Here is a 21,856-nt window from a genome sequence, read left to right on the forward strand (position 1 = left end):
TCCCTCCTTTTGGGTGAATTGGATGGTCCGCTATGGACGATTTATTCTTCCGTACGCAGGCCGAGTCCGAGGTCTGTCAGTTTCGCCTTGACCTCTTCGAGGGACTTGCGGCCCAGGTTGCGCACTTTCATCATTTCATCTTCGCTCTTGTTCGCGAGCTCAAGCACCGTGTTGATGCCGGCACGCTTCAGGCAGTTGTAGGAACGGACGCTCAGGTCAAGTTCCTCGATCGTCATCTCGAGGACTTTCTCCTTCTGGTCTTCTTCCTTCTCCACCATGATCTCGACGGACTGTGCTTCATCCGTGAGGCCGACGAAGATGTTGAGGTGCTCGGTCAGGATTCTGGAGCCGAGCGAGATTGCCTCTTGCGGCCCGATGCTGCCATCGGTCCAGACGTCGAGGGTCAATTTATCGTAATCGGACAATTGCCCGACACGTGTGTTTTCCACCTGGAAATTGACGCGTGAGACTGGGGTGTAAATGGAGTCGATCGGGATCACGCCGATTGGCAGATCTTCACGCTTGTTGCGGTCAGCCGGAACATAACCGCGCCCGCGCTGTGCGTACATGCGCATGCGGAGGTGGCCGTTCTTGCCGACAGTTGCAATGTGGAGATCCGGGTTGAGGATTTCAACGTCGCTGTCGTGCGTGATGTCCGCGGCCGTTACCTCGTTCTCGCCCTTCACATCGATCTCGATGACTTTTTCGTCGTCCGAGTAAATTTTCAGGGCCAGCTGCTTCACGTTCACGATAATCGATGCCACATCTTCCACAACGCCGTCCACCGTCGAAAACTCGTGGAGGACTCCGTCAATCTGGATGGATGTAACAGCGGCGCCCGGCAGTGAAGAAAGAAGAATCCGGCGCAGGGAATTGCCCAGGGTGGTTCCGTAGCCCCGCTCAAGCGGCTCCACGATGAACTTTCCATAGGTGTTCTCCACAGTCTGTACAGCTTCAATCCTCGGTTTTTCTATTTCGATCATTCAAATTCACCCTCCCTCAAAACGTCCATGAATGGCAGTTCCTATTGGAAATCGATATACAAGACAACTATTGCACTCTCACAAACCAGTTTATCCGTAAATCGTGTTTCTCAATCAATGGACGGACAGCCATTATACACGGCGGCGTTTTGGAGGACGGCAACCGTTGTGAGGAACCGGTGTTACGTCGCGGATCGCAGTGACTTCGAGGCCGGCAGCCTGCAGTGCGCGGATTGCCGCTTCACGGCCTGCACCAGGTCCTTTAACCGTTACTTCGAGAGTCTTCATGCCGTGCTCCATCGATGTGCGTGCAGCAGTTTCTGCAGCCATCTGTGCAGCGAATGGCGTGGACTTACGGGAGCCCTTGAATCCGAGTGCACCTGCGCTTGACCAGGATACTGCGTTACCTTGCGTGTCCGTGATCGTAACGATTGTGTTATTGAAAGTGGAACGGATGTGTGCGATGCCGGATTCAATATTCTTTTTGACGCGGCGTTTACGCGTTTGTTGTCTACGTGCCATAGTGTGAAGTTACCTCCTTTACTGATTATTTCTTCTTGTTTGCGACTGTCTTGCGCGGGCCCTTACGGGTACGTGCGTTGTTCTTCGTGTGCTGACCGCGTACAGGAAGGCCGCGGCGGTGGCGGATTCCACGGTTGCTGCCGATTTCCATCAGACGCTTGATGTTGAGGTTCGTTTCACGACGAAGGTCACCTTCAACTTTCAGGCTGTCGATTTGTTCACGGATCTTGTCGAGTTCAGCGTCAGTGAGGTCGCGGACGCGAGTCTCTTCTGAAACGCCTGCATCGGCGAGAACCTTTTGGGAAGTCGTTTTACCGATTCCGAAGATGTAAGTGAGAGCAATGACGACGCGCTTCTCGCGCGGTACGTCTACACCAGCAATACGTGCCATATATTCGTGCACCTCCTTAGGGTTTAGCCTTGGCGTTGTTTATGTTTCGGGTTTTCACAGATTACCATAACCCGACCGCGACGGCGGATGACTTTGCACTTTTCGCAGATCGGCTTAACAGATGGTCTTACTTTCATCGCATGGAACCTCCTTATCGTCCGGAGTGCTTAGATCATTTGTAACGGTATGTGATACGGCCACGGGTCAGATCGTAGGGGGAAAGTTCCACTGTCACACGGTCACCCGGCAGGATCCGGATATAGTGCATCCGCATCTTTCCGGAAACGTGCGCAAGGATCGTATGGCCGTTTTCGAGTTCTACTTGAAAGTTAGCTCCTGGCAGAGTCTCGACGACCTTGCCTTCCACTTCGATTAAATCATCTTTCGCCATCCATCATCATCCCTTCATGTTAGAATCAGGTCTCTCTTCGTCCCGCTGCGCCCTACCTTCAAACATATGAACGGTCTGCATGAGAGATGTCCGAAAGACTACCAATGGATTCCGCTTCCCTGTCCGAAAAGCGGACAAATCCACGGTCCCCATTATACCTTGTTCCGGACTGCATTGCATGGCTAAGGTCCCGCCACGCCTGCATTTCCGCGCCATGCCCGCTGTTCGCAGCGGCCGGCGGACATGGTCTGCCGTCACATGCCATAAAACAGGATCGTCTCGCCTCCCCGGCACGGGTTCAGTTGCCCCGGAGCAGCCGGTCGATGTCCTCAAATACGACTTCGATGTCCTGCTGCCCGTCGATGTGGGTCAGAACGCCTTTATCGCCGTAGTAGGCGAGGAGCGGTTCACTCTGTTTCATATTCACTTCCAGGCGGTTATTGACGGTCTCCGGGTTGTCGTCGGCGCGCTGGTAGAGCTCCCCGCCGTCCTTGTCGCAGACACCTTCCTGTTTGGGAGGGTTGAAGACGAGGTGGTAGGAAGTTCCGCATTCTTTGCAGATGCGGCGGCCGGTCAGCCGTTTGACGAGTTCGTCATGCTCCACCCGGATATTGATGACATGGTCGATCTTACGGCCGAGCCCGGACATAATTTCGTCCAGTGCTTCCGCCTGTGCGACCGTCCGCGGGAAGCCGTCCAAAAGGACGCCTTGCTCGCAGTCCTGTTTCGACAGGCGTTCACGGACGATGCCCACGGTCACTTCATCAGGGACGAGTGCCCCTTCATCCATGAACTGCTTTGCCTTCAGACCGAGTTCCGTTCCTTCTGAGATCGCGGAACGGAACATGTCGCCTGTAGAGATATGAGGGATTTCGTACTTCTCGACAATCCTGTCCGCCTGGGTGCCTTTACCGGCACCCGGCAGGCCCATCAATACGATGTTCATACGTCGTGCCCTCCTACAGTGTTTTGTGCCGCCGGCCGGAACCGGCAGCAGATCACTTCATAAAGCCTTTGTAGTGCCGCTTGACGAGCTGGGATTCCAGCTGTTTCATCGTCTGAAGCGCAACCCCGGCAACGATCAGAAGGCTGGTGCCGCCGATCTGCACGGACTGCGGGAGGCCTGCCAGGTTGATGAAGAAGATCGGCAGGACCGAGATCACCGCAAGGAAGAGTGCTCCAACGAAGGTCAGGCGGTTCAGGACACGGGTCAGATAGTTCTGGGTGTCCTGACCCGGGCGGATGCCCGGGATGTAGGCGCCCTGTTTCTTCAGATTATCCGACACGTTCTCAGGGTTGACCTGGATGAACGCATAGAAGTAGGTGAAGGCGATAATGAGCGCTACATAGATGATCATCCCCACAGGCTTCGTATAGTCGAAGATTTCGATGATCGCCGCCGTCCAGCGGTTCTGGCCGAAGAACGATGCAATCGACTGAGGGGTTATGATGAACGCGACGGCGAAGATAACAGGAATAACGCCGGCCGCGTTTACTTTCAATGGCAGGTGGGTCTGCTGGCCGCCCTGCTGGCGGCCGCGGCCCGTGACACGCTTGGCATACTGCACCGGAATTTTCCGGAGCGCCTCCTGGAAATACACGACGCCTACCGTGATGGCGACGACCGCGAGTGCCAGGAGGATCAGAATGAGGATGTTCAGGAACAGCTGGTCCCCTGCATCCTGGATCTGCTGCGCATAGATCTGATTCACCGCATTCGGAATCGCCGCAACGATCCCCGCAAAGATGATGATCGAGATCCCGTTCCCCACACCGTTCTCGGTGATTTGCTCACCGAGCCAGAGGAGGAACGCCGTGCCTGCTGTCAGGACAACTGCAATGACGAGGTAAGTCGCAATGCTGTCGTTCTGAATCAGCGTGCCGCCGTACATGCGGTTAAAGCCGTACGACATGGCGATCGACTGGATAAATGCCAGAACGATCGTAAAGTATCTGGTGAACTGGGCCAGCTTCCTCCGGCCGACCTCGCCCTGTTTCGCCCACTCGGCGAATTTTGGAACGACGTCCATCTGAAGGAGCTGGACGATGATCGATGCCGTGATGTACGGCATGATCCCCATCGCCAGAATGGAGAAGTTCGCGAGCGCGCCGCCCCCGAACGTGTTCAGAAAGCCGATCAGGCTGAATTGATCGGCTGCCTGGAGTGCCGACGCATCCACGTTCGGCACCGGGATGAACGTCCCGAGCCGGAAGATGATGAGCAGCGCCAGCGTAAATAGGATTTTTTTCCGGATTTCCGGAACACGCATAAAGTTGGAGATGGTCTCAAACATTAGATCACCTCGACAGAGCCGCCTGCGTTCTCGATGGCCTCTTTAGCGGAAGCAGAGAATTTGTGAGCCTGTACAGTAAGCTTTTTCTCAAGCTGACCGTTGCCGAGGATCTTGATGCCGGATTTCTCCTTGCTCACGACGCCCGTTTCGAGCAGGAGCGCTGGAGTAACTTCCGTACCTTCTTCGAAGCGGTTAAGCGTTTCGAGGTTCACGATGGCATATTCCTTGCGGTTAATGTTCGTGAAGCCACGCTTAGGCAGGCTCTGGAAAAGAGGCATCTGGCCACCTTCGAAGCCGAGGCGTACACCGCCGCCGGAACGCGAGTTTTGACCGTTTGCACCGCGGCCGGACGTCTTGCCGTTGCCCGAACCTGGGCCACGACCAACACGGTTGCGCTCTTTGCGGGATCCTGTTGCAGGTTTCAGTTCATGCAGTTTCATTTGACTGGCACCTCCTTATATGTTGATAAAAGATTAATTTTCTTTAACTTCGACGAGATGGCCGACTTTGTTCAGCATGCCGCGGATGGCAGCATTGTCTTCGTGTTCGACCGTTTGGTTCGTCTTGCGCAGACCGAGAGCCTCAACCGTTTTGCGTTGGTCCGGTTTCGACCCGATCACGCTTTTCTTAAGGGTGATTACGAGCTTAGCCATTAGTTTTCCCCCCTCAACCGAGCAGTTCTTCTACGGATTTGCCACGGAGTTTTGCAACTTCCTCGGCACGCTTAAGGTCCTGGAGACCTGCGATCGTAGCACGGATGACGTTGATCGGCGTGTTGGAACCGAGGGATTTCGAAAGGATGTCCGTGATGCCTGCAAGTTCAAGTACTGCACGGACAGGGCCGCCGGCGATTACACCGGTACCAGGTGCTGCAGGTTTGATGAAGACAGAGCCTGCACCGTAACGTCCGGTCACTTCGTGAGGCGTTGTGCCGTTGACCATAGGAACGTTGATGAGGTTCTTTTTCGCATCCTCGACTGCCTTGCGGATCGCATCCGGAACTTCTTGTGCCTTACCTGTACCAAAACCGACACGGCCATTCTTGTCGCCGACGACGACGAGTGCCGTGAAGCGGAAACGACGTCCGCCCTTTACGACTTTCGCTACGCGGTTGATCGTTACTACGCGTTCTTCGAACTCACTTTTCACTTCATTGCGACGCATGTGTATGGGTCCCTCCTTTTGATTAGAATTCGAGTCCGTTTTCACGGGCTGCATCTGCCAGAGCCTTCACACGGCCGTGATAGAGGTAACCCCCACGGTCGAAGACGACAGATTTGATGTTCTTTTCAACAGCTGCCTTAGCGATTGTTTCGCCGATTTTAACTGCTGCTTCAGTGTTCGAAGTGGAACCTTCGAAACCTTTGTCCATTGTGGATGCACTTGCGAGTGTCACACCGTTTGCATCATCGATCAGCTGAGCATAGATATGCTTGTTGGACCGGAAGATGTTCAGGCGCGGACGCTCGGCAGTGCCACTGATCTTGGAACGCACACGTGCATGGCGCTTTTTGCGGACCTGGTTCTTGTCCTGTTTCGTAATCATCGTGGTCACTCCTTTCGATGCCTATGCGGCATTATTTACCTGTCTTACCTTCTTTGCGGCGGACGTGTTCGCCTTCGTAGCGGATCCCTTTGCCTTTGTATGGCTCAGGCGGGCGTACGGCACGGATGTTGGAAGCGAGCGCGCCGACGTGCTCTTTGTTGTAACCGCGGACGATGACTTTCGTGTTCGAAGGAACTTCGATTTCCACGCCTTCTTCAGGAGTGAACTCGACCGGGTGGGAGTAACCGACGTTCAGGACAAGTTTGTTGCCCTGTTTTTGCGCACGGTAACCGACACCAACGAGCTCGAGGGACTTTTCGAAGCCTTTCGAGACGCCTTCGACCATGTTGTTCAGGAGCGAACGGGTCGTTCCGTGGATCGCGCGGTGTTCTTTGTGGTCGGACGGGCGAGTCAGGGTGATGACGTTGCCGTCCTGGTTGATCGTGATGTCACTGCTCAGTTTGCGAGTGAGTTCGCCTTTCGGGCCTTTGACCGTGACCGTGTTGTCATCCGCAATGGTGACTGTCACGCTTTCAGGCACTTCGATCAGCTTATTGCCAATACGGGACATGTGTGTGCACCTCCATTCGTTTGTAGCAGATTACCAGACGTATGCGACGACTTCGCCGCCGACTTTCTTCGCACGCGCTTCTTTGTCAGTCACTACACCGTGAGATGTCGAGACGAGGGCGATGCCAAGGCCGTTCAGGACTCTAGGGATTTCGTTTGTCTTTGCGTATACGCGCAGACCCGGCTTCGAAATACGCTTCAGGCCCGTGATAACACGTTCGTTGTCCTGACCGTACTTGAGGAAGATCCGGATGATCCCCTGCTTATCATCTTCGATATATTCAACATCGCGGACAAATCCTTCGCGTTTCAGGATTTCGGCGATCTCTTTTTTCATGTTGGAAGCAGGAACTTCCAGTTTTTCATGGCGTACCATGTTGGCGTTACGGATACGCGTAAGCATATCTGCGATCGGATCACTCATAGTCATTGTGTTGTACCTCCTTCCCAGGTATAGGGATTACCAGCTGGCCTTCTTGACGCCAGGCAGTTGCCCTTTGTATGCAAGTTCACGGAAACAAATACGGCAAAGCTTAAATTTACGATACACGGAATGAGGACGGCCACAACGCTCGCAGCGTGTGTATTCCTGCACTTTGTGTTTCGGTGTGCGTTTTTGCTTCGCGATCATCGATTTCTTAGCCACAATTTCGCCTCCCTTTCGTTTACTTTTGGAATGGCATGCCGAGCTGCTTCAGGAGCTCACGGGCTTCTTCGTCCGTGTTAGCAGTCGTGACGATGACGATGTCCATGCCACGGACTTTGGATACTTTATCGTAATCGATTTCCGGGAAGATCAGCTGTTCTTTGACGCCGAGCGTGTAGTTGCCGCGGCCGTCAAACGCGTTCTTCGATACACCGCGGAAGTCGCGGACACGCGGAAGTGCGATCGAAACCAGCTTGTCGAGGAAATCATACATGCGCTCGCCACGGAGGGTTACTTTCGTACCGATCGGCATTCCTTCACGGAGGCGGAAGCCGGCGATCGATTTCTTCGCTTTTGTGACAACCGGTTTTTGGCCGGAGATGATTTCAAGGTCTTCTACAGCAGTGTCGAGGGACTTGCTGTTCTGGACAGCGTCGCCGACACCCATGTTGATGACGATCTTTTCGACTTTCGGCACTTGCATGACCGAGCTGTATTCAAACTTGCTCATGAGAGCAGGTGTGATGTCTGTTTTAAATTTCTCTTTTAGGCGGTTCATCAGGAGTACCTCCTTCCTCTATGTCGCTTATTTCTTGTATGGGTCAGCAATGATCTCGCCGGATTTCTTGGAAACGCGGACTGTGACCATTTTGCCGTCTTGTTCTATTTCTTTATGGCCGATACGAGTCGGTTCGCCCGATTTCGGATCAAGCAGCATAACGTTGGAAACGTGGATTGGGGCTTCTTTGCTCACGATGCCGCCCTGTGGGCTTTCCTGGTTCGGCTTCGTGTGCTTCTTGATGATGTTGACGCCTTCCACGATCACACGGTCTTTCTTAGGGAATGCAGCAAGGATGACGCCGGTTTTCCCTTTGTCTTTTCCTGTGATCACCTGGACTTTATCACCTTTTTTAACGTGCATTCTCTTGCACCTCCTTGGTTGGCACTACCCTATGGATTAAAGTACTTCCGGAGCGAGGGAAATGATTTTCATGAAGTTGTTGTCGCGCAGCTCACGTGCGACAGGTCCGAAGATCCGCGTACCGCGTGGGCCTTTGTCGTCACGGATGATGACGCATGCGTTCTCGTCGAACTTGATGTACGTACCGTCATTGCGGCGGACTCCACTCTTCGTGCGGACGACAACCGCCTTCACGACGTCACCTTTCTTAACAACGCCACCTGGTGTTGCTTTCTTCACGGTGCAGACGACGATGTCGCCGATGTTCGCTGTCTTACGGCCGGAACCGCCGAGCACTTTGATCGTGAGGACTTCACGCGCGCCGGAGTTGTCAGCGACTTTCATACGACTCTCTTGTTGGATCATCGAGGGTACCTCCTCTCAAGTTAAATTCCGATCAGATGATAACCGCTTTTTCAACGACCTCTACAAGGCGGAAACGCTTCGTAGCGGAAAGCGGGCGAGTTTCCATGATGCGGACGATGTCGCCTGTTTTTGCAACATTGTTTTCATCATGTGCTTTATATTTTTTCGAGTATTTTACACGTTTGCCGATGACCGGGTGTTTCTTGTAAGTCTCGACAACAACCGTGACCGTCTTGTCCATTTTGTCGGAAACGACGCGGCCTGTGTAAACTTTGCGTTGGTTACGCTCAGACATGCTTGCAGCCTCCTTTTATCAGTTGTTGGCGCTGAGTTCGCGTTGGCGAATGACTGTCTTCATGCGCGCGATCGACTTGCGCACCTCACGAATGCGAGCTGTGTTTTCGAGTTGGCCGGTAGCAAGCTGGAAACGCAGGTTGAAGAGCTCTTCTTTCAGCGACTTCACTTTTTGTTCGATTTCAGCAGTGGTCAATTCACGGATATCATTAGCCTTCATTCGATTCACCACCAATTTCTTCGCGTTTTACAAACTTGCTCTTAACCGGCAGTTTGTGCGATGCGAGACGCAGCGCTTCACGGGCAACCTCTTCGGAGACGCCTGCGATTTCAAACATGACACGGCCTGGCTTCACGACAGCCACCCATCCTTCAACGGCACCTTTACCGGAACCCATCCGGACTTCAAGAGGCTTTTTCGTATATGGCTTATGAGGGAAGATCTTGATCCAGACCTTACCGCCACGCTTCATGTAACGAGTCATGGCGATACGGGCTGATTCGATCTGACGGTTGGTGATCCAGCCGGCTTCAACAGCCTGGAGGCCGTACTCACCGAAATTCACTGTGCCGCCGCCTTTTGTTTCTCCGCGCATTTTGCCGCGGTGTACACGACGGTGCTTAACACGTTTAGGCATCAACATGATCAGTTGCCTCCTTCCTCGGATTTCTTCTTCTCAGGAAGGACTTCACCGCGGTAGATCCATACTTTTACGCCGAGTTTGCCGTAAGTTGTATCGGCTTCCGCGTGAGCGTAGTCGATGTCGGCACGGAGTGTATGGAGCGGTACAGTACCTTCGCTGTAGTGTTCGGCACGGGCGATGTCGGCGCCGCCGAGGCGTCCCGATACCATTGTGCGGATCCCTTTAGCGCCTGCACGCATTGTGCGCTGGATCGCTTGTTTTTGTGCGCGGCGGAACGATGCACGCTGTTCAAGCTGGCGGGCGATGTTTTCTGCGACGAGTTTCGCATCAAGATCTGCACGCTTCACTTCAACGATGTTGATGTGCACACGCTTGCCGGATAGTGCGTTGAGTTCTTTACGGAGCGCTTCAACTTCGGAACCGCCCTTCCCGATCACCATGCCGGGCTTCGCTGTATGGATCGTGATATTTACACGGTTCGCGGCACGCTCGATTTCAACCTGCGACAGGGAAGCGTCTTTCAGGCGTCCGTCGATGTACTCGCGAATCTTAAGGTCTTCATGGAGAAGAGTTGCATAGTCTTTTTCTGCATACCATTTCGACTCCCAGTCACGGATGACTCCGAGTCGCATACCGTTTGGATGTACTTTTTGACCCACGAATTATCCCTCCTTCTTCTCGGATACCACTACTGTGATGTGGCTAGTGCGTTTGTTGATGGCAGTTGCACGGCCTTGCGCGCGAGGGCGGAAACGCTTGAGCGTCGGGCCTTCGTCTACGAAGACTTCACTGACGACGAGGTTGTTGATGTCCAGGTCGTAGTTGTGTTCTGCGTTTGCAATCGCGGATTTCAATACTTTCTCGACAACCGGCGATGCGGCTTTCGGTGTAAGTCGCAGGATTGCGACCGCTTCGCCCACTTGCTTGCCCCGGATCAGGTCGACGACCAAACGGACTTTGCGAGGAGCGATCCGGATTGTACGGGCTACGGCTTTAGCTTGTTGCATCAGGAGTACCTCCTCTCAATTAGCGTTTCGTTTTCTTATCGTCGGCTCCATGACCGCGGTAAGTGCGTGTAGGTGCGAATTCACCCAGTTTATGGCCGACCATGTCTTCCGTTACGTAGACCGGTACGTGTTTGCGTCCATCATAGACAGCAATTGTGTTGCCGATGAAGTTCGGGAAGATTGTAGAGCGGCGGGACCATGTTTTAATGACCTGCTTTTTCTCGTTAGCGTTCTGTGCTTCGACCTTTTTCATGAGATGATCATCCACAAAAGGTCCTTTTTTCAAGCTGCGACCCATTTTGGTACCTCCCTCCGTGATTGCCCGGCGGCCCACCCCGTGAACCGCTGAGAAACCACATTATTTTTTGCGGCGACGAATGATGTAGTCGTCCGATTTGTTTTTCTTCTTGCGGGTTTTGAGACCAAGTGCAGGCTTGCCCCAAGGAGTGACTGGAGACGGGCGTCCGATTGGCGCGCGGCCTTCACCACCACCGTGCGGGTGATCGTTCGGGTTCATGACGGAACCGCGTACTGTCGGGCGCTTGCCGAGCCAGCGGGAACGTCCTGCTTTACCGATGTTGATCAGTTCGTGCTGCTCGTTGCCGACCTGGCCGATAGTCGCGCGGCATGTGCCGAGGATCATGCGGACTTCGCCGGACTGGAGACGGACGATGACGTATTTGCCTTCTTTACCGAGAACCTGAGCGGATGTACCCGCGGAACGGACAAGCTGTCCGCCTTTGCCAGGCTTCAGTTCGATGTTGTGGATGGTTGCACCCATCGGAATGTTTTCCAGCGGGAGTGCGTTCCCCACTTTGATGTCTGCTTCAGGACCGGACATGATTTCCATGCCGACCTTGAGGCCTTTAGGAGCGAGGATGTAACGCTTTTCCCCGTCCACGTAGTTGATCAGTGCGATGTTCGCAGAACGGTTCGGATCGTATTCGATCGTAGCAACGCGTCCCGGAATGCCATCTTTCCGGCGTTGGAAGTCGATGACACGGTATTGGCGCTTGTGTCCGCCGCCTTGGTGGCGGACAGTCGTACGGCCTTGGTTGTTACGGCCGCCCTTGCGGTGTTTAGGCGCGAGGAGCGATTTTTCCGGCTTGTCAGTTGTGATCTCTGCGAAGTCGGAAGCCGTCATGTTACGTCGGCCGTTGGAAGTCGGTTTGTACTTCTTGATCGCCATTGTTTTCCCTCCTCTTGTTTTTTGGATTCAGAGCGTAAGTCTTACGCTTCGAAAAGTTCGATGTCTTTAGAGTCAGCCGTCAGTTTGACGATGGCTTTGCGGCGTTTGTTCGTGTATCCGCCGAAACGGCCCATACGCTTGAACTTGCCTTTGACGTTCATGATGTTGACTTTCTCGACCTTGACACCGAAGACTTCTTCGACGGCCTGTTTGACCTGTGTCTTGTTGGCGCGGACGTCTACATCGAACGTGTACTTTTTGTCTTCCATCGCCTGCGCGGAACGCTCGGTAATGACCGGACGCTTCAATACATCACGTGCATCCATTAACCAAGCACCTCCTGTACTTTTTCGACCGCGGATTTTGTCATGACAAGCTTGTCATGGCCTACCAGGTCGAGGACGTTGATGCCGTTTGCGGAGACGACCGTGACGCCCGGGATGTTGCGAGCGGACAGTGCCACGTTTTCGTCGAGCTCTGCAGTGACGAACAATGCTTTTTTGTCGACGGAAAGATCTTTCAGGACCTGAATGAATGCTTTCGTCTTAGGTGCGTCGAAAGTGAGTGCGTCGAGTACGACGAGGCTTTCTTCGCGGACTTTCGCGGAAAGTGCCGAACGGAGTGCCAGACGGCGGACTTTCCTAGGAAGCTTGTAGCTGTAGCTGCGTGGAACCGGACCGAATACGGTACCGCCTCCGCGCCATTGCGGGGAACGGGTAGAGCCTTGGCGTGCACGGCCTGTGCCTTTTTGGCGCCATGGTTTGCGGCCTCCACCTGCTACTTCTCCGCGCTGCTTCGTTTTGTGGTTACCCTGGCGCAGCGATGCGCGCTGGGAGATGATCGCTTCAAAAAGAACAGCTTCGTTTGGTTCGATTCCGAATACGGATTCGTTCAGTTCGAATTCGCCGACCGAAGCGCCTGTTTGATTAAGTACGGATACTTTTGGCATTGTGTTGTCCTCCTTTCCTTATTTCTTGAGGGATGCGCGTACTTTTACGAGCGACTTGCGAGCGCCCGGCACATTCCCTTTGACGAGGAGCAGGTTGCGCTCTGCGTCAACTTTTACAATTTCGAGGTTTTGGATCGTTACGGTGTCGCTGCCCATGCGGCCTGGGGACTTCATTCCCTTGAAGACGCGTGCCGGGTCAACCGGACCGAGCGAACCAGGTGCGCGGTGGAAGTGGGAACCGTGGCTCATCGGTCCGCGGGCGTGCCCGTGGCGCTTGATGACACCTTGGAATCCTTTACCTTTTGTGACACCTGTAATATCGACGAAATCGCCAGCTGCGAAAATTTCTACGTTGACTTCCTGACCAACTTCATAATCGGCCGTGTCCTCTCCGCGGAATTCGCGAACGAAGCGCTTAGGCGCAGTTTCTGCTTTAGCTGCATGGCCTTTTTCCGGTTTGTTCGCGAGCTTTTCGCGCTTGTCTTCGAAGCCGATCTGGACTGCTTCGTAGCCGTCCGTTTCAGCTGTCTTCTTTTGAAGGACAACGTTTGGTGCCGCTTCGATGACAGTTACCGGGATGAGATCGCCGTTTTCAGCGAAGACTTGTGTCATGCCGATCTTTCTACCCAAGATTCCTTTGGTCATTCGTCACACCTCCTGCATTCTGTGTGTTTTTTTATTTTGTGTTGATTAAAGTTTGATTTCGATGTCTACGCCGGATGGCAGATCAAGCTTCATGAGCGCATCAACCGTTTTTGGTGTCGGGTTGACGATGTCAATCAGACGCTTGTGTGTGCGCATCTCGAACTGTTCACGCGAGTCCTTGTATTTGTGGACCGCACGAAGAATGGTGTAAACCGAGCGCTCTGTCGGAAGCGGGATCGGACCCGAAACACTTGCACCAGAACGTTTTGCCGTTTCAACAATCTTCTCAGCTGATTGATCGAGGATACGGTGGTCGTACGCTTTCAAACGGATACGGATTTTTTGTTTTGCCATTACTTTCCCTCCCTTTCGCCTTTTTTCAAGACAATTCTCCACGGAAATCTCCTGCACACCGCCATGGCAAAGCGGCCGGGTGTGTCAGCAACCTCCCGCTTCATCGCAGTCAAATGACCAACATTCCGTATTATACACAAAACGGAAGAGCCTCGCAAGCATTACGCGCGAGATTCTTTGCTGGACCCTAGAATTATATAACGGTTTGGCTCAGGATGCAATCGGTAAGGGAAGAGTCGGAATATTAGGTTGCTGTGAGTGGAGATTGTTATATGGAAGGAAGTCATCTTTCGGCTGTCTACTAATCAAAGTGGTTGATTTCCGTTATGGGCGAACGCTTTCCGCGGGGAAGGCTAAGAGCCGGCGCCCATACGAAGATGGGCGTCTGCGCCCAAAAGCGAAGCGTTGGGCAGCACCTACTTGCAGGGTCTCTCCGCGCTTCCTTTCCCGCAGGAGTCGCCGCCCTTCACTTCAATCAGCAGATCAAAGTTGAAGCAACCCATCTCTTTTCTCTTTTCTATAGAAGAAATTAATTTCGTTCTTCTTCGGAATATGAAAAAGCTCCGGCTGCCCGGAGCTTTTTCTTTTCCCTCAGAGAATCATGGCGGCGATCCAGCCGAAGATGATGAGAGGGATGTTGTAGTGGATGAAGGTCGGGACGCAGGTGTCCCAGATGTGGTTGTGCTTGCCGTCGGCGTCGAGTCCGGCGGTTGGTCCGAGTGTGGAGTCGGATGCCGGGGAGCCGGCGTCGCCGAGGGCTCCGGCCGTGCCGATTAATGAGATGATGGCGAGCGTGCTGAAGCCGAACTCCATGCTGAGCGGTACAAAGATGGCGGCGATGATCGGAATTGTCGCGAACGAGGAGCCGATTCCCATCGTGACAAGCAGGCCGACGAGGAGCATGATAAATGCAGCCATGCTCTTGTTGTCGCCGAGCATGCCGCTTGCAGATTCGACGAGCGTCCCGACGTGGCCTGTTGCCTGGATGACGCCGGCAAAACCATTAGCCGCAATCATGACAAAGCCGACGAAGGCCATCATCTTCATTCCGTCATTCAGGAGTTCGTCTGCTTCTTTCCAGCGGACCGCGCCTGTCACATACAGAACTGCAATGCCGGAGATGGCGCCGATGATCATCGAGTCAGTCGTGATCTGTCCGGCAAGAGCCGCCACGAGCGCGATGACCGTGAAAACGATGTTACGTGTCCGGACTGCACGTTCCGGCCCGGATGCGATCGCCTGGCTTTCCCCGTAATCACGCGGTTTTCTGTAGGAGATGAAAATCGCGATGATGAGGCCGAGTGCCATGCCGGCAACCGGGAGAGCCATGGCCGACGGGATATCCGCCATGTTGATCTCGAGTCCGGCCAGTGCCATCTGGTTGGCGATCACTTCGTGGAAGAGGAGACCGAAGCCGAACGGCAGCAGGATATACGGAGCGGTCAGGCCAAATGCCAGCACACAGGCGATCAGCCGCCGGTCGATCTTCAGCATATCGAGAATATGAAGAATCGGCGGTACGAGCAGCGGAACAAATGCTATGTGGATCGGAATCAGGTTCTGCGACGAAATGGCGACCATAAGCAGGATCAGGACGATCAGCGCCTTGGCAAGTCCTCTGCGCTCCCCTTCCCCCTCATTGCCGACAACTTTCAGAATCAGTTTAACGAGCACCTCCGGGATGCCGGTCCGTGAGATCGCGACCGCAAATCCGCCGAGAAGCGCGTAACTAAGTGCGATGGTCGCACCGCCTCCGAGGCCTTCTGTGAACGCCCCGATTGTATCATTTATGGAAAGGCCGCCTGCCAGGCCGCCGGCAAGTGCACCGACCGCCAGCGCCAAAACCACATTGACCCGGAGAAGACTCAGGATCAGCATGACCGCGACCGCAAGAATAACTGCATTCATGGCTGGTACTCCTTTACGCTTCATCACTTTACTATGATAAAGTGTTAAATTGAATGTTATTAGATTACCATGGCTGCTTTAGACTGTCAACCTTCGGAATAAACTCATATTGGCAGGCTGGCAGACGGCGTTCACTACCATTTCGGAAGTGTGTTAAGTGTAATCCGAACTGCCGCAACCGCGCATAGAACCGGTGCAAGCGCTCATAGAACAGCAACTACCGCTCATAGAACCCGCTTAAGCGCTCATAGAACGGCAACAAGCGCTCATAGAAATCTGTGAGCGCTCACCCCTGCCGCAGAACAAATGCACCAACCAAAAAACCGGCAGACCCCCAAAAGGGCCTGCCGGTTATGGCTTATGCGCGCTGCATGACTTCTTCATATTTGGTGATCTGATCTTCGTATTTGAAGGTCAGGGCGATTTCGTCCCAGCCGTTCAGGAGCATTTCCTTCCAGTACGGGTCGATATCGAATCGGTGGACGGTGCCGTCCGGCTGCGTGACGGTTTGCTCTGCAAGATTGACGGCGAGGCTGACCGGTTCGGCCTTGCCCTTGGCGAGGAGCTCTTCCACTTCCTCTTCCGGCAGCCTGATCGGCAGGATGCCGTTTTTCATGCAGTTATTATAGAAGATATCGGCGTAGCTCGGCGAGATGACAACGCGGAATCCGTAGTCGAGGATCGCCCACGGTGCGTGTTCGCGGGACGAACCGCAGCCGAAGTTCTCACGTGCGACAAGGATCTCGGATCCGTCAAACCGCGGATCGTTCAGGACAAATCCGTCCCTCTTGTTGCCTTCTGCATCAAAACGCCAGTGATAGAACAGGTACTTGCCGAAGCCGGTCCGTTCGATACGCTTCAGGAATTCCTTGGAGATGATCTGGTCTGTGTCGACGTTGCTCCGGTCGAGCGGCGTCAGGACACTGGTCACTTCATTGATCGGTTTCATGGATGCATCCTCCTTTCATCGTCACGCGTCAGGCGTGGACGGCAAATTCTTCGCGGACGTCGGTGAATCGGCCGTTGACGGCTGCGGCTGCAGCCATGGCCGGGCTCATGAGGTGCGTACGGGCACCCGTCCCCTGCCGTCCTTCGAAGTTCCGGTTGGATGTGGATGCACAGCGTTCGCCTGCAGGGACGACATCGTCGTTCATGGCGAGGCACATGCTGCATCCCGATTCGCGCCATTCAAAGCCTGCTTCGGTGAAGACCTTGTCGAGGCCTTGCTCTTCCGCCTGCTTCTTGACTGTACGGGAACCCGGTACGACGATGGCGCGGACCCCATCACGGACTTTCTTGCCTTCAATCACGCGGGCCGCTTCGCGAAGGTCGCTCAGGCGGGCGTTCGTGCACGATCCGATGAAGACGTGCTGAATCTCAATATCGGTAAACTTCTGGCCTTCTTCAAGTCCCATGTATTCAATGGCACGGAGGAAGGAATCGCGCTCAAGTTCGTTTTCGAAATCCGACGCATAAGGGACATGGCCGGAGATCCCGTCGCCCATGCCGGGGTTCGTGCCCCAGGTAATGAACGGTTCGATCTCGTCGGAATGGATCGATACGGACTTGTCGTACTCCGCCCCTTCATCGGAAGCGAGGGAAAGCCAGTCCTCTGCAGCTTTTTCGAATGCCTCGCCCTGCGGTGCATACTTGCGTCCCCGCAGGTATTCGACCGTCGTTTCATCCGGGCTGATGAGGCCTGCACGGGCACCTGCTTCAATTGACATGTTGCAGATGGTCATCCGCTCTTCCATCGAGAGCTTGCGGATCGCTTCTCCCGTATATTCCACGATATGGCCCGTGCCCATGTCGGTACCGAACTTCGCGATGATTGCGAGGATAATGTCCTTGGCGGCAACGCCCGGGGCAATCTCACCATCGATGCGGATCTCCAGGGTCTTCGGGCGGGACTGCCAGAGCGTCTGTGTGGACAGCACGTGCTCGACCTCACTCGTTCCGATACCGAAAGCGAGTGCGCCGAATGCGCCGTGCGTCGAAGTATGGGAGTCGCCGCAGACGATCGTCTTGCCCGGCTGTGTGAGCCCGAGCTCCGGTCCGATGACATGAACGATCCCCTGGTCGGGGTGGTCGACGTCCGCGAGCGGCACGCCGAACTCCTCGCAGTTTTCCGCCAGTGTCCGGATCTGCTTGCGCGCGATCGGGTCTTTGATCACCTTGCGGTTGACTGTCGGCACGTTGTGGTCCATCGTCGCGAAACAGAGGTCGGGGCGACGGACTTTGCGCCCGTTCAGGCGCAGCCCTTCAAACGCCTGAGGAGATGTGACTTCGTGAAGAAGATGGAGGTCGATGTAGAGGAGGTCCGGTTTGCCCGGTTCCCCGACGACGATATGCCGGTCCCAGATTTTATCGATGATTGTTTTTGCCATTGCGTTCCGCCTCCTGTTTTACATATACGAAAACATGATATCTTCCGACACAGCTTCCGCGTCGAGCTGTTCGATGACTTTGTCGGTCCATTCTTCCGTCGTGAGTGACCGGACTCCCGCCTCGGCAAGATCCGACGTGCGGTAGCCGTCCACAAGCACGGTCTGGACCGCTTCTTCGATTGCAGCCGCCTCGGTGTCCATGCCAAACGAGTAGCGGAGCATCATCGCGGCCGACAGGATGGCCGCCGCCGGGTTTGCGATTCCCTTGCCGGCGATGTCCGGGCCTGAGCCGTGTACCGGTTCATACAGGCCGAAACCGTCGGTACGGATGCTCGCGGACGGCAACATGCCGAGGGAGCCGGTGATGACCGATGCTTCATCGCTCAGGATATCCCCGAACATGTTCTCCGTCACCACGACATCGAATGCGGACGGATCTGTAATCAGCTTCATCGCGCACGAGTCGACAAGCTGGTGCTCTACCGTGACATCCGGATAGGCTGCTTTTTTCTCCTCGACGACTTCCCGCCAGAGCCGGCTGGACTCCAGAACGTTGGCTTTGTCGACGGAAGTCACTTTGCCCCTTCTTACACGGGCAAGCTCGAATGCCTGCTCGACGATCCGGGAGATTTCACCCCGCGAGTAGACGAGCGTATCGTATGCATCGTCTGCTGTGCGGGCCTTTTCACCGAAGTAGAGGCCCCCGGTCAGTTCACGGACGATCATGAGATCGACACCGGCCGCCTTTTCCTCTTTTAGAGGAGACGCGGACAGAAGTGCCGGAACCGCCTTGACGGGACGGAGGTTTGCGAACAGGCCGAAATGTTTGCGGATGGCAAGCAGCCCCTTCTCCGGGCGGAGTTCGGACGGATTGTTATCCCATTTCGGACCCCCGACGGCGCCCAGGAGAATGGCATCTGCCGTCTTGCAGGCGTCGGCCGTCTCCTTCGGAAACGGATTGTCGAGGGCGTCAATTGCCGCTCCGCCGATGAGGCCGTAGGAGAAATTGAATTCGTGCTGGTAGCGGCGTGCAATAATCTTCAGGACCTTGACGGCAGCCCTTGTCACTTCGGGACCGATTCCGTCTCCGGGCAATACGGCAATTGTCTTTTCCATGTTCATTTCCTCCTTTATGATGGCCGGCCCGGCTGTGCGGGCCGCTTGGTAGTTAAGTTAAGGGTACGGTCTCTGACGGCTGCGCATTTTTGACCAGTTTCCGGTTGATGGCGTTCAGATACGCATTGGCTGTTGCTTCAAGGACGTCCTGCGCGGCATCCCGGCCCGTGATCTCGTCTTCCCCGATCTGGACTTTGACGACCGCCTCGCCGAGTGCGTCGCGGCCCTTGCCGACGGACGAAACCCGGTAGTCGAGGATGTGGACTTTTTCGCTTACGATGCGCTCGAGTGCGTTGAAGATCGACTCGACAGAACCGGTGCCGGTCGCTGCCTCGGTGACGGTCTCGCCGTCAGGCAGGACAACGGTGATGGTCGCCGTCGGGATATTCGCCGTGCCGCTGGACAGCTGGACACCCTGCAGTTCGTAGATCGGCGCATCCGCTTCCTGGATCTGCTGGTCAGTAAGGATGACCATCAGGTCTGCTTCTGTGATCACTTTTTTGCGGTCTGCCAACTTTTTGAACTCCGCGAATGCTTCGTTCAGACGCTCCGCCTCCAGGGCGAAGCCCAGCTCTTCGGCACGGGTCTTGAACGCGTGACGGCCGGAGTGCTTACCGAGAACCAGTTCTGTCTGGGCATCACCGATCAGTGCCGGTGTGATGATTTCATAGGTGTTCGGGTTCTTCAGCATGCCGTCCTGATGGATGCCGGACTCATGGGCGAAGGCGTTCTTGCCGGTCACCGCTTTGTTCGGCTGGATCGCGACACCGGTCAGCTGGCTGACCAGCTGGCTCGTGCGCTTGATTTCCTTCAGGTTGATGCCGGTCTCGACATTGTAGTGATCCTTCCGGATATGGAGGGCGACCGCGACTTCTTCGAGGCCGACGTTGCCGGCACGCTCGCCGATCGCATTGATGGTGCCTTCCACCTGGTCTGCTCCGTTCTCGATGGCTGCGAGTGTATTCGCCGTCGCCATGCCGAGGTCGTCATGGCAGTGTGCGGACAGCTTCACCCGGTCGATGTTCGGAACGGTTTCCTTCAGGAACTTGAAGATGGCGCCGTAGTCATGCGGTGTCGCATAGCCTACGGTGTCAGGAATGTTGACTGTCGTGGCGCCGGCCTTGACGACTTCGGTCACGATGCGGGCGAGGAAGTCCGGCTCGGTGCGCGAACCGTCTTCTGCTGACCACTGGACAAGCGGGAAGAATTTCTTCGCATACTTGACTGCCTCGACCGATGCTTCGATCACTTCCTCCGGAGTCTTCTTTAGCTTATAGGCCATGTGGATCGGTGACGTCGCAAGGAAGATATGGATATGGGGCTGCTCCGCAACGCGGAGCGCTTCCCATGCGGCATCAATATCCTTCTGATTGCAGCGGGCAAGGCCCGTTACGATCGAGTTCTTGACCGTGCCTGCGATTTTCCGGACGGCGTCCTGGTCGCCGGGAGAGGCTGCCGGGAAACCGGCCTCCATGACCGTCACGCCGAGGCGTTCCAGCTGGCGCGCGATCTCGAGCTTCTCGGCGGTGTTCAGGTTGATCCCCGCCGACTGCTCCCCGTCCCTCAGGGTCGTGTCGAAAATATCAATTTTGCGCACTGCCGACCACTTCCTTCTTAATTTTCTTCCCTTCGTTGACAAATGGCATCATTGCGCGGAGTTCACGGCCGACCGATTCGATCTGGTGCTCGGACTCGCGGCGGTTGATGGCGTTGTATTCAGGACGGCCAAGCTGGTTCTCAAGCAGCCAGCCTTTTGCAAACTTGCCGTTTTGGATATCTTCCAGCACTTCCTTCATGCGGGCTTTTGTTTCATCAGTGATGACGCGCGGTCCGGAGACGAAGTCGCCCCACTGTGCCGTGTCGGAGATGGAGTAGCGCATGTTTTCGATTCCGCCCTCGTACATGAGGTCGACGATCAGCTTCAGTTCATGGAGAACCTCGAAGTAAGCGACTTCCGGCTGGTAACCTGCTTCGACCAGTGTTTCGAATCCGGCCTTCACAAGTGCTGTTGTACCGCCGCAGAGCACAGCCTGTTCGCCGAAGAGGTCTGTTTCGGTCTCTTCCTGGAAAGTTGTCTCAAGAACGCCTGCACGCGCAGCGCCGATTCCTTTCGCATAAGCAAGTGCAAGATCCTTCGCCTGGCCGGTTGCGTCCTGCTGGATCGCGATCAGCGCCGGTACGCCTGCGCCACTTTCATATGTGCGGCGGACAAGGTGACCAGGGCCCTTCGGTGCGACCATGAATACGTCGACATCAGCCGGAGGAACGATCTGTCCGAAGTGGATGTTGAACCCGTGTGCGAAGACGAGCGCCTTGCCTGCTGTGAGGGCCGGCTTGATCTCTTCGTTGTAGACTTGTGTCTGGCGCTCATCCGGGAGGAGAACCATGATGACATCTGCAGCTTCGGCAGCTTCTGCAACCGTGCCGACCTGAAGGCCGTCTTCCTTCGCCATTTCGAACGATTTGCCCGGGCGTACGCCGACGATGACATCGAAGCCGGATTCTTTCAGGTTCTGAGCGTGGGCATGGCCCTGGGAACCGTAGCCGATGACCGCGATTTTACGTCCTTCAAGAACTGCCTCGTTAACATCCTGGTTATAGTACATTTTTGCCATTTTCAATTTCCTCCCTGTGGGTTCTGTTTTTTTGGTTGGCCGGTCTTGAAAGCGGGCCGGCCTGCCGCGGGAATTACT

34 protein-coding genes are annotated in these 21,856 nt (G+C 55.1%); all 34 read right to left on the bottom strand.

What is annotated here, in order from left to right; genetic code table 11:
* Positions 1–41: 41 nt before the first annotated feature.
* Complete coding sequence (locus AV656_RS12560) at positions 42–983, bottom strand: DNA-directed RNA polymerase subunit alpha (protein WP_063182477.1); 942 nt, start codon at positions 981–983, stop codon at positions 42–44.
* 132 nt (positions 984–1,115) lie between these two features.
* Positions 1,116–1,505 (bottom strand): 30S ribosomal protein S11, encoded by a 390-nt coding sequence (gene rpsK, locus AV656_RS12565; RefSeq protein ID WP_008298848.1) that lies wholly within the window; start codon positions 1,503–1,505, stop codon positions 1,116–1,118.
* A 25-nt stretch (positions 1,506–1,530) separates the two neighbouring features.
* A complete protein-coding gene (gene rpsM, locus AV656_RS12570; protein ID WP_063182479.1) occupies positions 1,531–1,896 on the bottom strand; it encodes a 30S ribosomal protein S13 in 366 nt (121 codons plus the stop codon).
* A 23-nt stretch (positions 1,897–1,919) separates the two neighbouring features.
* The gene (rpmJ, locus tag AV656_RS16175; RefSeq protein ID WP_076758849.1) at positions 1,920–2,033 is read right to left on the bottom strand and encodes a 50S ribosomal protein L36; all 114 of its coding nucleotides are present in this window, start codon (positions 2,031–2,033) and stop codon (positions 1,920–1,922) included.
* 35 nt (positions 2,034–2,068) lie between these two features.
* Positions 2,069–2,287, bottom strand: coding sequence for a translation initiation factor IF-1 (gene infA, locus AV656_RS12575; RefSeq protein ID WP_008298852.1), 219 nt, complete (start codon positions 2,285–2,287; stop codon positions 2,069–2,071).
* A 298-nt stretch (positions 2,288–2,585) separates the two neighbouring features.
* Positions 2,586–3,233, bottom strand: coding sequence for an adenylate kinase (locus tag AV656_RS12580; protein WP_063182481.1), 648 nt, complete (start codon positions 3,231–3,233; stop codon positions 2,586–2,588).
* A 52-nt stretch (positions 3,234–3,285) separates the two neighbouring features.
* A complete protein-coding gene (gene secY, locus AV656_RS12585) occupies positions 3,286–4,581 on the bottom strand; it encodes a preprotein translocase subunit SecY (protein ID WP_063182483.1) in 1,296 nt (431 codons plus the stop codon).
* On the bottom strand, positions 4,581–5,021 hold the full coding sequence (gene rplO, locus AV656_RS12590; RefSeq protein ID WP_063182485.1) for a 50S ribosomal protein L15: 441 nt from the start codon (positions 5,019–5,021) through the stop codon (positions 4,581–4,583). Before rplO ends, secY begins: the two co-directional genes overlap by 1 nt.
* Before the next feature lie 33 nt (positions 5,022–5,054).
* Positions 5,055–5,234 (bottom strand): 50S ribosomal protein L30, encoded by a 180-nt coding sequence (gene rpmD, locus AV656_RS12595; protein ID WP_063182487.1) that lies wholly within the window; start codon positions 5,232–5,234, stop codon positions 5,055–5,057.
* Positions 5,235–5,247: 13 nt separating this feature from the next.
* Positions 5,248–5,745, bottom strand: coding sequence for a 30S ribosomal protein S5 (rpsE, locus tag AV656_RS12600; protein ID WP_063182488.1), 498 nt, complete (start codon positions 5,743–5,745; stop codon positions 5,248–5,250).
* 22 nt (positions 5,746–5,767) lie between these two features.
* On the bottom strand, positions 5,768–6,127 hold the full coding sequence (gene rplR, locus AV656_RS12605; protein ID WP_063182490.1) for a 50S ribosomal protein L18: 360 nt from the start codon (positions 6,125–6,127) through the stop codon (positions 5,768–5,770).
* 31 nt (positions 6,128–6,158) lie between these two features.
* Positions 6,159–6,698: a 50S ribosomal protein L6 gene (gene rplF, locus AV656_RS12610; protein WP_063182492.1), complete on the bottom strand. Its 540-nt coding sequence runs from the start codon at positions 6,696–6,698 to the stop codon at positions 6,159–6,161.
* A 30-nt stretch (positions 6,699–6,728) separates the two neighbouring features.
* Positions 6,729–7,127 carry a 30S ribosomal protein S8 gene (gene rpsH / locus AV656_RS12615; protein WP_063182494.1) on the bottom strand — a complete coding sequence of 133 codons (399 nt, stop codon included), beginning with the start codon at positions 7,125–7,127 and terminating at the stop codon, positions 6,729–6,731.
* Between the two features lie 30 nt (positions 7,128–7,157).
* The gene (locus tag AV656_RS16180; protein WP_076758835.1) at positions 7,158–7,343 is read right to left on the bottom strand and encodes a type Z 30S ribosomal protein S14; all 186 of its coding nucleotides are present in this window, start codon (positions 7,341–7,343) and stop codon (positions 7,158–7,160) included.
* A 19-nt stretch (positions 7,344–7,362) separates the two neighbouring features.
* A complete protein-coding gene (rplE, locus tag AV656_RS12620) occupies positions 7,363–7,902 on the bottom strand; it encodes a 50S ribosomal protein L5 (RefSeq protein ID WP_063182496.1) in 540 nt (179 codons plus the stop codon).
* A 27-nt stretch (positions 7,903–7,929) separates the two neighbouring features.
* A complete protein-coding gene (rplX, locus tag AV656_RS12625; protein ID WP_063182498.1) occupies positions 7,930–8,265 on the bottom strand; it encodes a 50S ribosomal protein L24 in 336 nt (111 codons plus the stop codon).
* A gap of 36 nt (positions 8,266–8,301) precedes the next feature.
* Positions 8,302–8,670: a 50S ribosomal protein L14 gene (gene rplN / locus AV656_RS12630; protein WP_063182500.1), complete on the bottom strand. Its 369-nt coding sequence runs from the start codon at positions 8,668–8,670 to the stop codon at positions 8,302–8,304.
* 31 nt (positions 8,671–8,701) lie between these two features.
* The gene (rpsQ, locus tag AV656_RS12635) at positions 8,702–8,965 is read right to left on the bottom strand and encodes a 30S ribosomal protein S17 (RefSeq protein WP_063182502.1); all 264 of its coding nucleotides are present in this window, start codon (positions 8,963–8,965) and stop codon (positions 8,702–8,704) included.
* 18 nt (positions 8,966–8,983) lie between these two features.
* On the bottom strand, positions 8,984–9,184 hold the full coding sequence (gene rpmC / locus AV656_RS12640) for a 50S ribosomal protein L29 (RefSeq protein WP_063182504.1): 201 nt from the start codon (positions 9,182–9,184) through the stop codon (positions 8,984–8,986).
* A complete protein-coding gene (gene rplP / locus AV656_RS12645; RefSeq protein ID WP_063182506.1) occupies positions 9,174–9,608 on the bottom strand; it encodes a 50S ribosomal protein L16 in 435 nt (144 codons plus the stop codon). Before rplP ends, rpmC begins: the two co-directional genes overlap by 11 nt.
* Positions 9,609–9,610: 2 nt before the next feature.
* Complete coding sequence (rpsC, locus tag AV656_RS12650) at positions 9,611–10,267, bottom strand: 30S ribosomal protein S3 (RefSeq protein WP_063182508.1); 657 nt, start codon at positions 10,265–10,267, stop codon at positions 9,611–9,613.
* A 3-nt stretch (positions 10,268–10,270) separates the two neighbouring features.
* On the bottom strand, positions 10,271–10,615 hold the full coding sequence (rplV, locus tag AV656_RS12655; RefSeq protein WP_063182510.1) for a 50S ribosomal protein L22: 345 nt from the start codon (positions 10,613–10,615) through the stop codon (positions 10,271–10,273).
* Between the two features lie 19 nt (positions 10,616–10,634).
* Positions 10,635–10,913: a 30S ribosomal protein S19 gene (gene rpsS / locus AV656_RS12660; RefSeq protein WP_063182512.1), complete on the bottom strand. Its 279-nt coding sequence runs from the start codon at positions 10,911–10,913 to the stop codon at positions 10,635–10,637.
* 60 nt (positions 10,914–10,973) lie between these two features.
* Positions 10,974–11,804: a 50S ribosomal protein L2 gene (rplB, locus tag AV656_RS12665; RefSeq protein WP_063182514.1), complete on the bottom strand. Its 831-nt coding sequence runs from the start codon at positions 11,802–11,804 to the stop codon at positions 10,974–10,976.
* 41 nt (positions 11,805–11,845) lie between these two features.
* Positions 11,846–12,130 carry a 50S ribosomal protein L23 gene (gene rplW / locus AV656_RS12670; protein WP_063182516.1) on the bottom strand — a complete coding sequence of 95 codons (285 nt, stop codon included), beginning with the start codon at positions 12,128–12,130 and terminating at the stop codon, positions 11,846–11,848.
* On the bottom strand, positions 12,130–12,753 hold the full coding sequence (gene rplD / locus AV656_RS12675) for a 50S ribosomal protein L4 (RefSeq protein WP_063182518.1): 624 nt from the start codon (positions 12,751–12,753) through the stop codon (positions 12,130–12,132). Before rplD ends, rplW begins: the two co-directional genes overlap by 1 nt.
* Before the next feature lie 18 nt (positions 12,754–12,771).
* A complete protein-coding gene (rplC, locus tag AV656_RS12680; RefSeq protein WP_008298887.1) occupies positions 12,772–13,398 on the bottom strand; it encodes a 50S ribosomal protein L3 in 627 nt (208 codons plus the stop codon).
* A 45-nt stretch (positions 13,399–13,443) separates the two neighbouring features.
* Positions 13,444–13,752: a 30S ribosomal protein S10 gene (rpsJ, locus tag AV656_RS12685; RefSeq protein ID WP_008298888.1), complete on the bottom strand. Its 309-nt coding sequence runs from the start codon at positions 13,750–13,752 to the stop codon at positions 13,444–13,446.
* A gap of 591 nt (positions 13,753–14,343) precedes the next feature.
* A complete protein-coding gene (locus tag AV656_RS12690; RefSeq protein WP_063182520.1) occupies positions 14,344–15,660 on the bottom strand; it encodes a Na+/H+ antiporter family protein in 1,317 nt (438 codons plus the stop codon).
* A gap of 358 nt (positions 15,661–16,018) precedes the next feature.
* Positions 16,019–16,609 carry a 3-isopropylmalate dehydratase small subunit gene (gene leuD, locus AV656_RS12695; RefSeq protein ID WP_063182522.1) on the bottom strand — a complete coding sequence of 197 codons (591 nt, stop codon included), beginning with the start codon at positions 16,607–16,609 and terminating at the stop codon, positions 16,019–16,021.
* 28 nt (positions 16,610–16,637) lie between these two features.
* Positions 16,638–18,047 carry a 3-isopropylmalate dehydratase large subunit gene (leuC, locus tag AV656_RS12700; RefSeq protein ID WP_063182524.1) on the bottom strand — a complete coding sequence of 470 codons (1,410 nt, stop codon included), beginning with the start codon at positions 18,045–18,047 and terminating at the stop codon, positions 16,638–16,640.
* Positions 18,048–18,065: 18 nt separating this feature from the next.
* A complete protein-coding gene (leuB, locus tag AV656_RS12705; RefSeq protein WP_063182526.1) occupies positions 18,066–19,163 on the bottom strand; it encodes a 3-isopropylmalate dehydrogenase in 1,098 nt (365 codons plus the stop codon).
* Between the two features lie 52 nt (positions 19,164–19,215).
* On the bottom strand, positions 19,216–20,760 hold the full coding sequence (locus AV656_RS12710; protein WP_063182532.1) for a 2-isopropylmalate synthase: 1,545 nt from the start codon (positions 20,758–20,760) through the stop codon (positions 19,216–19,218).
* Complete coding sequence (gene ilvC / locus AV656_RS12715) at positions 20,747–21,778, bottom strand: ketol-acid reductoisomerase (protein WP_063182533.1); 1,032 nt, start codon at positions 21,776–21,778, stop codon at positions 20,747–20,749. The genes AV656_RS12710 and ilvC overlap by 14 nt, the downstream gene beginning before the upstream one ends.
* Between the last annotated feature and the right edge of the window lie 78 nt (positions 21,779–21,856).

This window comes from Bhargavaea cecembensis (genome assembly GCF_001619585.1).
Lineage (GTDB): Bacteria > Bacillota > Bacilli > Bacillales_A > Planococcaceae > Bhargavaea > Bhargavaea cecembensis_A.

Coding starts and splice junctions, on each gene's coding strand:
- AV656_RS12560 (WP_063182477.1), bottom strand. CDS start 983: ATGATCGAAATAGAAAAACCGAGGATTGAAGCTGTACAGACTGTGGAG.
- rpsK (WP_008298848.1), bottom strand. CDS start 1,505: ATGGCACGTAGACAACAAACGCGTAAACGCCGCGTCAAAAAGAATATT.
- rpsM (WP_063182479.1), bottom strand. CDS start 1,896: ATGGCACGTATTGCTGGTGTAGACGTACCGCGCGAGAAGCGCGTCGTC.
- rpmJ (WP_076758849.1), bottom strand. CDS start 2,033: ATGAAAGTAAGACCATCTGTTAAGCCGATCTGCGAAAAGTGCAAAGTC.
- infA (WP_008298852.1), bottom strand. CDS start 2,287: ATGGCGAAAGATGATTTAATCGAAGTGGAAGGCAAGGTCGTCGAGACT.
- AV656_RS12580 (WP_063182481.1), bottom strand. CDS start 3,233: ATGAACATCGTATTGATGGGCCTGCCGGGTGCCGGTAAAGGCACCCAG.
- secY (WP_063182483.1), bottom strand. CDS start 4,581: ATGTTTGAGACCATCTCCAACTTTATGCGTGTTCCGGAAATCCGGAAA.
- rplO (WP_063182485.1), bottom strand. CDS start 5,021: ATGAAACTGCATGAACTGAAACCTGCAACAGGATCCCGCAAAGAGCGC.
- rpmD (WP_063182487.1), bottom strand. CDS start 5,234: ATGGCTAAGCTCGTAATCACCCTTAAGAAAAGCGTGATCGGGTCGAAA.
- rpsE (WP_063182488.1), bottom strand. CDS start 5,745: ATGCGTCGCAATGAAGTGAAAAGTGAGTTCGAAGAACGCGTAGTAACG.
- rplR (WP_063182490.1), bottom strand. CDS start 6,127: ATGATTACGAAACAGGACAAGAACCAGGTCCGCAAAAAGCGCCATGCA.
- rplF (WP_063182492.1), bottom strand. CDS start 6,698: ATGTCCCGTATTGGCAATAAGCTGATCGAAGTGCCTGAAAGCGTGACA.
- rpsH (WP_063182494.1), bottom strand. CDS start 7,127: ATGACTATGAGTGATCCGATCGCAGATATGCTTACGCGTATCCGTAAC.
- rplE (WP_063182496.1), bottom strand. CDS start 7,902: ATGAACCGCCTAAAAGAGAAATTTAAAACAGACATCACACCTGCTCTC.
- rplX (WP_063182498.1), bottom strand. CDS start 8,265: ATGCACGTTAAAAAAGGTGATAAAGTCCAGGTGATCACAGGAAAAGAC.
- rplN (WP_063182500.1), bottom strand. CDS start 8,670: ATGATCCAACAAGAGAGTCGTATGAAAGTCGCTGACAACTCCGGCGCG.
- rpsQ (WP_063182502.1), bottom strand. CDS start 8,965: ATGTCTGAGCGTAACCAACGCAAAGTTTACACAGGCCGCGTCGTTTCC.
- rpmC (WP_063182504.1), bottom strand. CDS start 9,184: ATGAAGGCTAATGATATCCGTGAATTGACCACTGCTGAAATCGAACAA.
- rplP (WP_063182506.1), bottom strand. CDS start 9,608: ATGTTGATGCCTAAACGTGTTAAGCACCGTCGTGTACACCGCGGCAAA.
- rplV (WP_063182510.1), bottom strand. CDS start 10,615: ATGCAACAAGCTAAAGCCGTAGCCCGTACAATCCGGATCGCTCCTCGC.
- rpsS (WP_063182512.1), bottom strand. CDS start 10,913: ATGGGTCGCAGCTTGAAAAAAGGACCTTTTGTGGATGATCATCTCATG.
- rplB (WP_063182514.1), bottom strand. CDS start 11,804: ATGGCGATCAAGAAGTACAAACCGACTTCCAACGGCCGACGTAACATG.
- rplW (WP_063182516.1), bottom strand. CDS start 12,130: ATGGATGCACGTGATGTATTGAAGCGTCCGGTCATTACCGAGCGTTCC.
- rplD (WP_063182518.1), bottom strand. CDS start 12,753: ATGCCAAAAGTATCCGTACTTAATCAAACAGGCGCTTCGGTCGGCGAA.
- rplC (WP_008298887.1), bottom strand. CDS start 13,398: ATGACCAAAGGAATCTTGGGTAGAAAGATCGGCATGACACAAGTCTTC.
- rpsJ (WP_008298888.1), bottom strand. CDS start 13,752: ATGGCAAAACAAAAAATCCGTATCCGTTTGAAAGCGTACGACCACCGT.
- AV656_RS12690 (WP_063182520.1), bottom strand. CDS start 15,660: ATGAATGCAGTTATTCTTGCGGTCGCGGTCATGCTGATCCTGAGTCTT.
- leuD (WP_063182522.1), bottom strand. CDS start 16,609: ATGAAACCGATCAATGAAGTGACCAGTGTCCTGACGCCGCTCGACCGG.
- leuC (WP_063182524.1), bottom strand. CDS start 18,047: ATGGCAAAAACAATCATCGATAAAATCTGGGACCGGCATATCGTCGTC.
- leuB (WP_063182526.1), bottom strand. CDS start 19,163: ATGGAAAAGACAATTGCCGTATTGCCCGGAGACGGAATCGGTCCCGAA.
- ilvC (WP_063182533.1), bottom strand. CDS start 21,778: ATGGCAAAAATGTACTATAACCAGGATGTTAACGAGGCAGTTCTTGAA.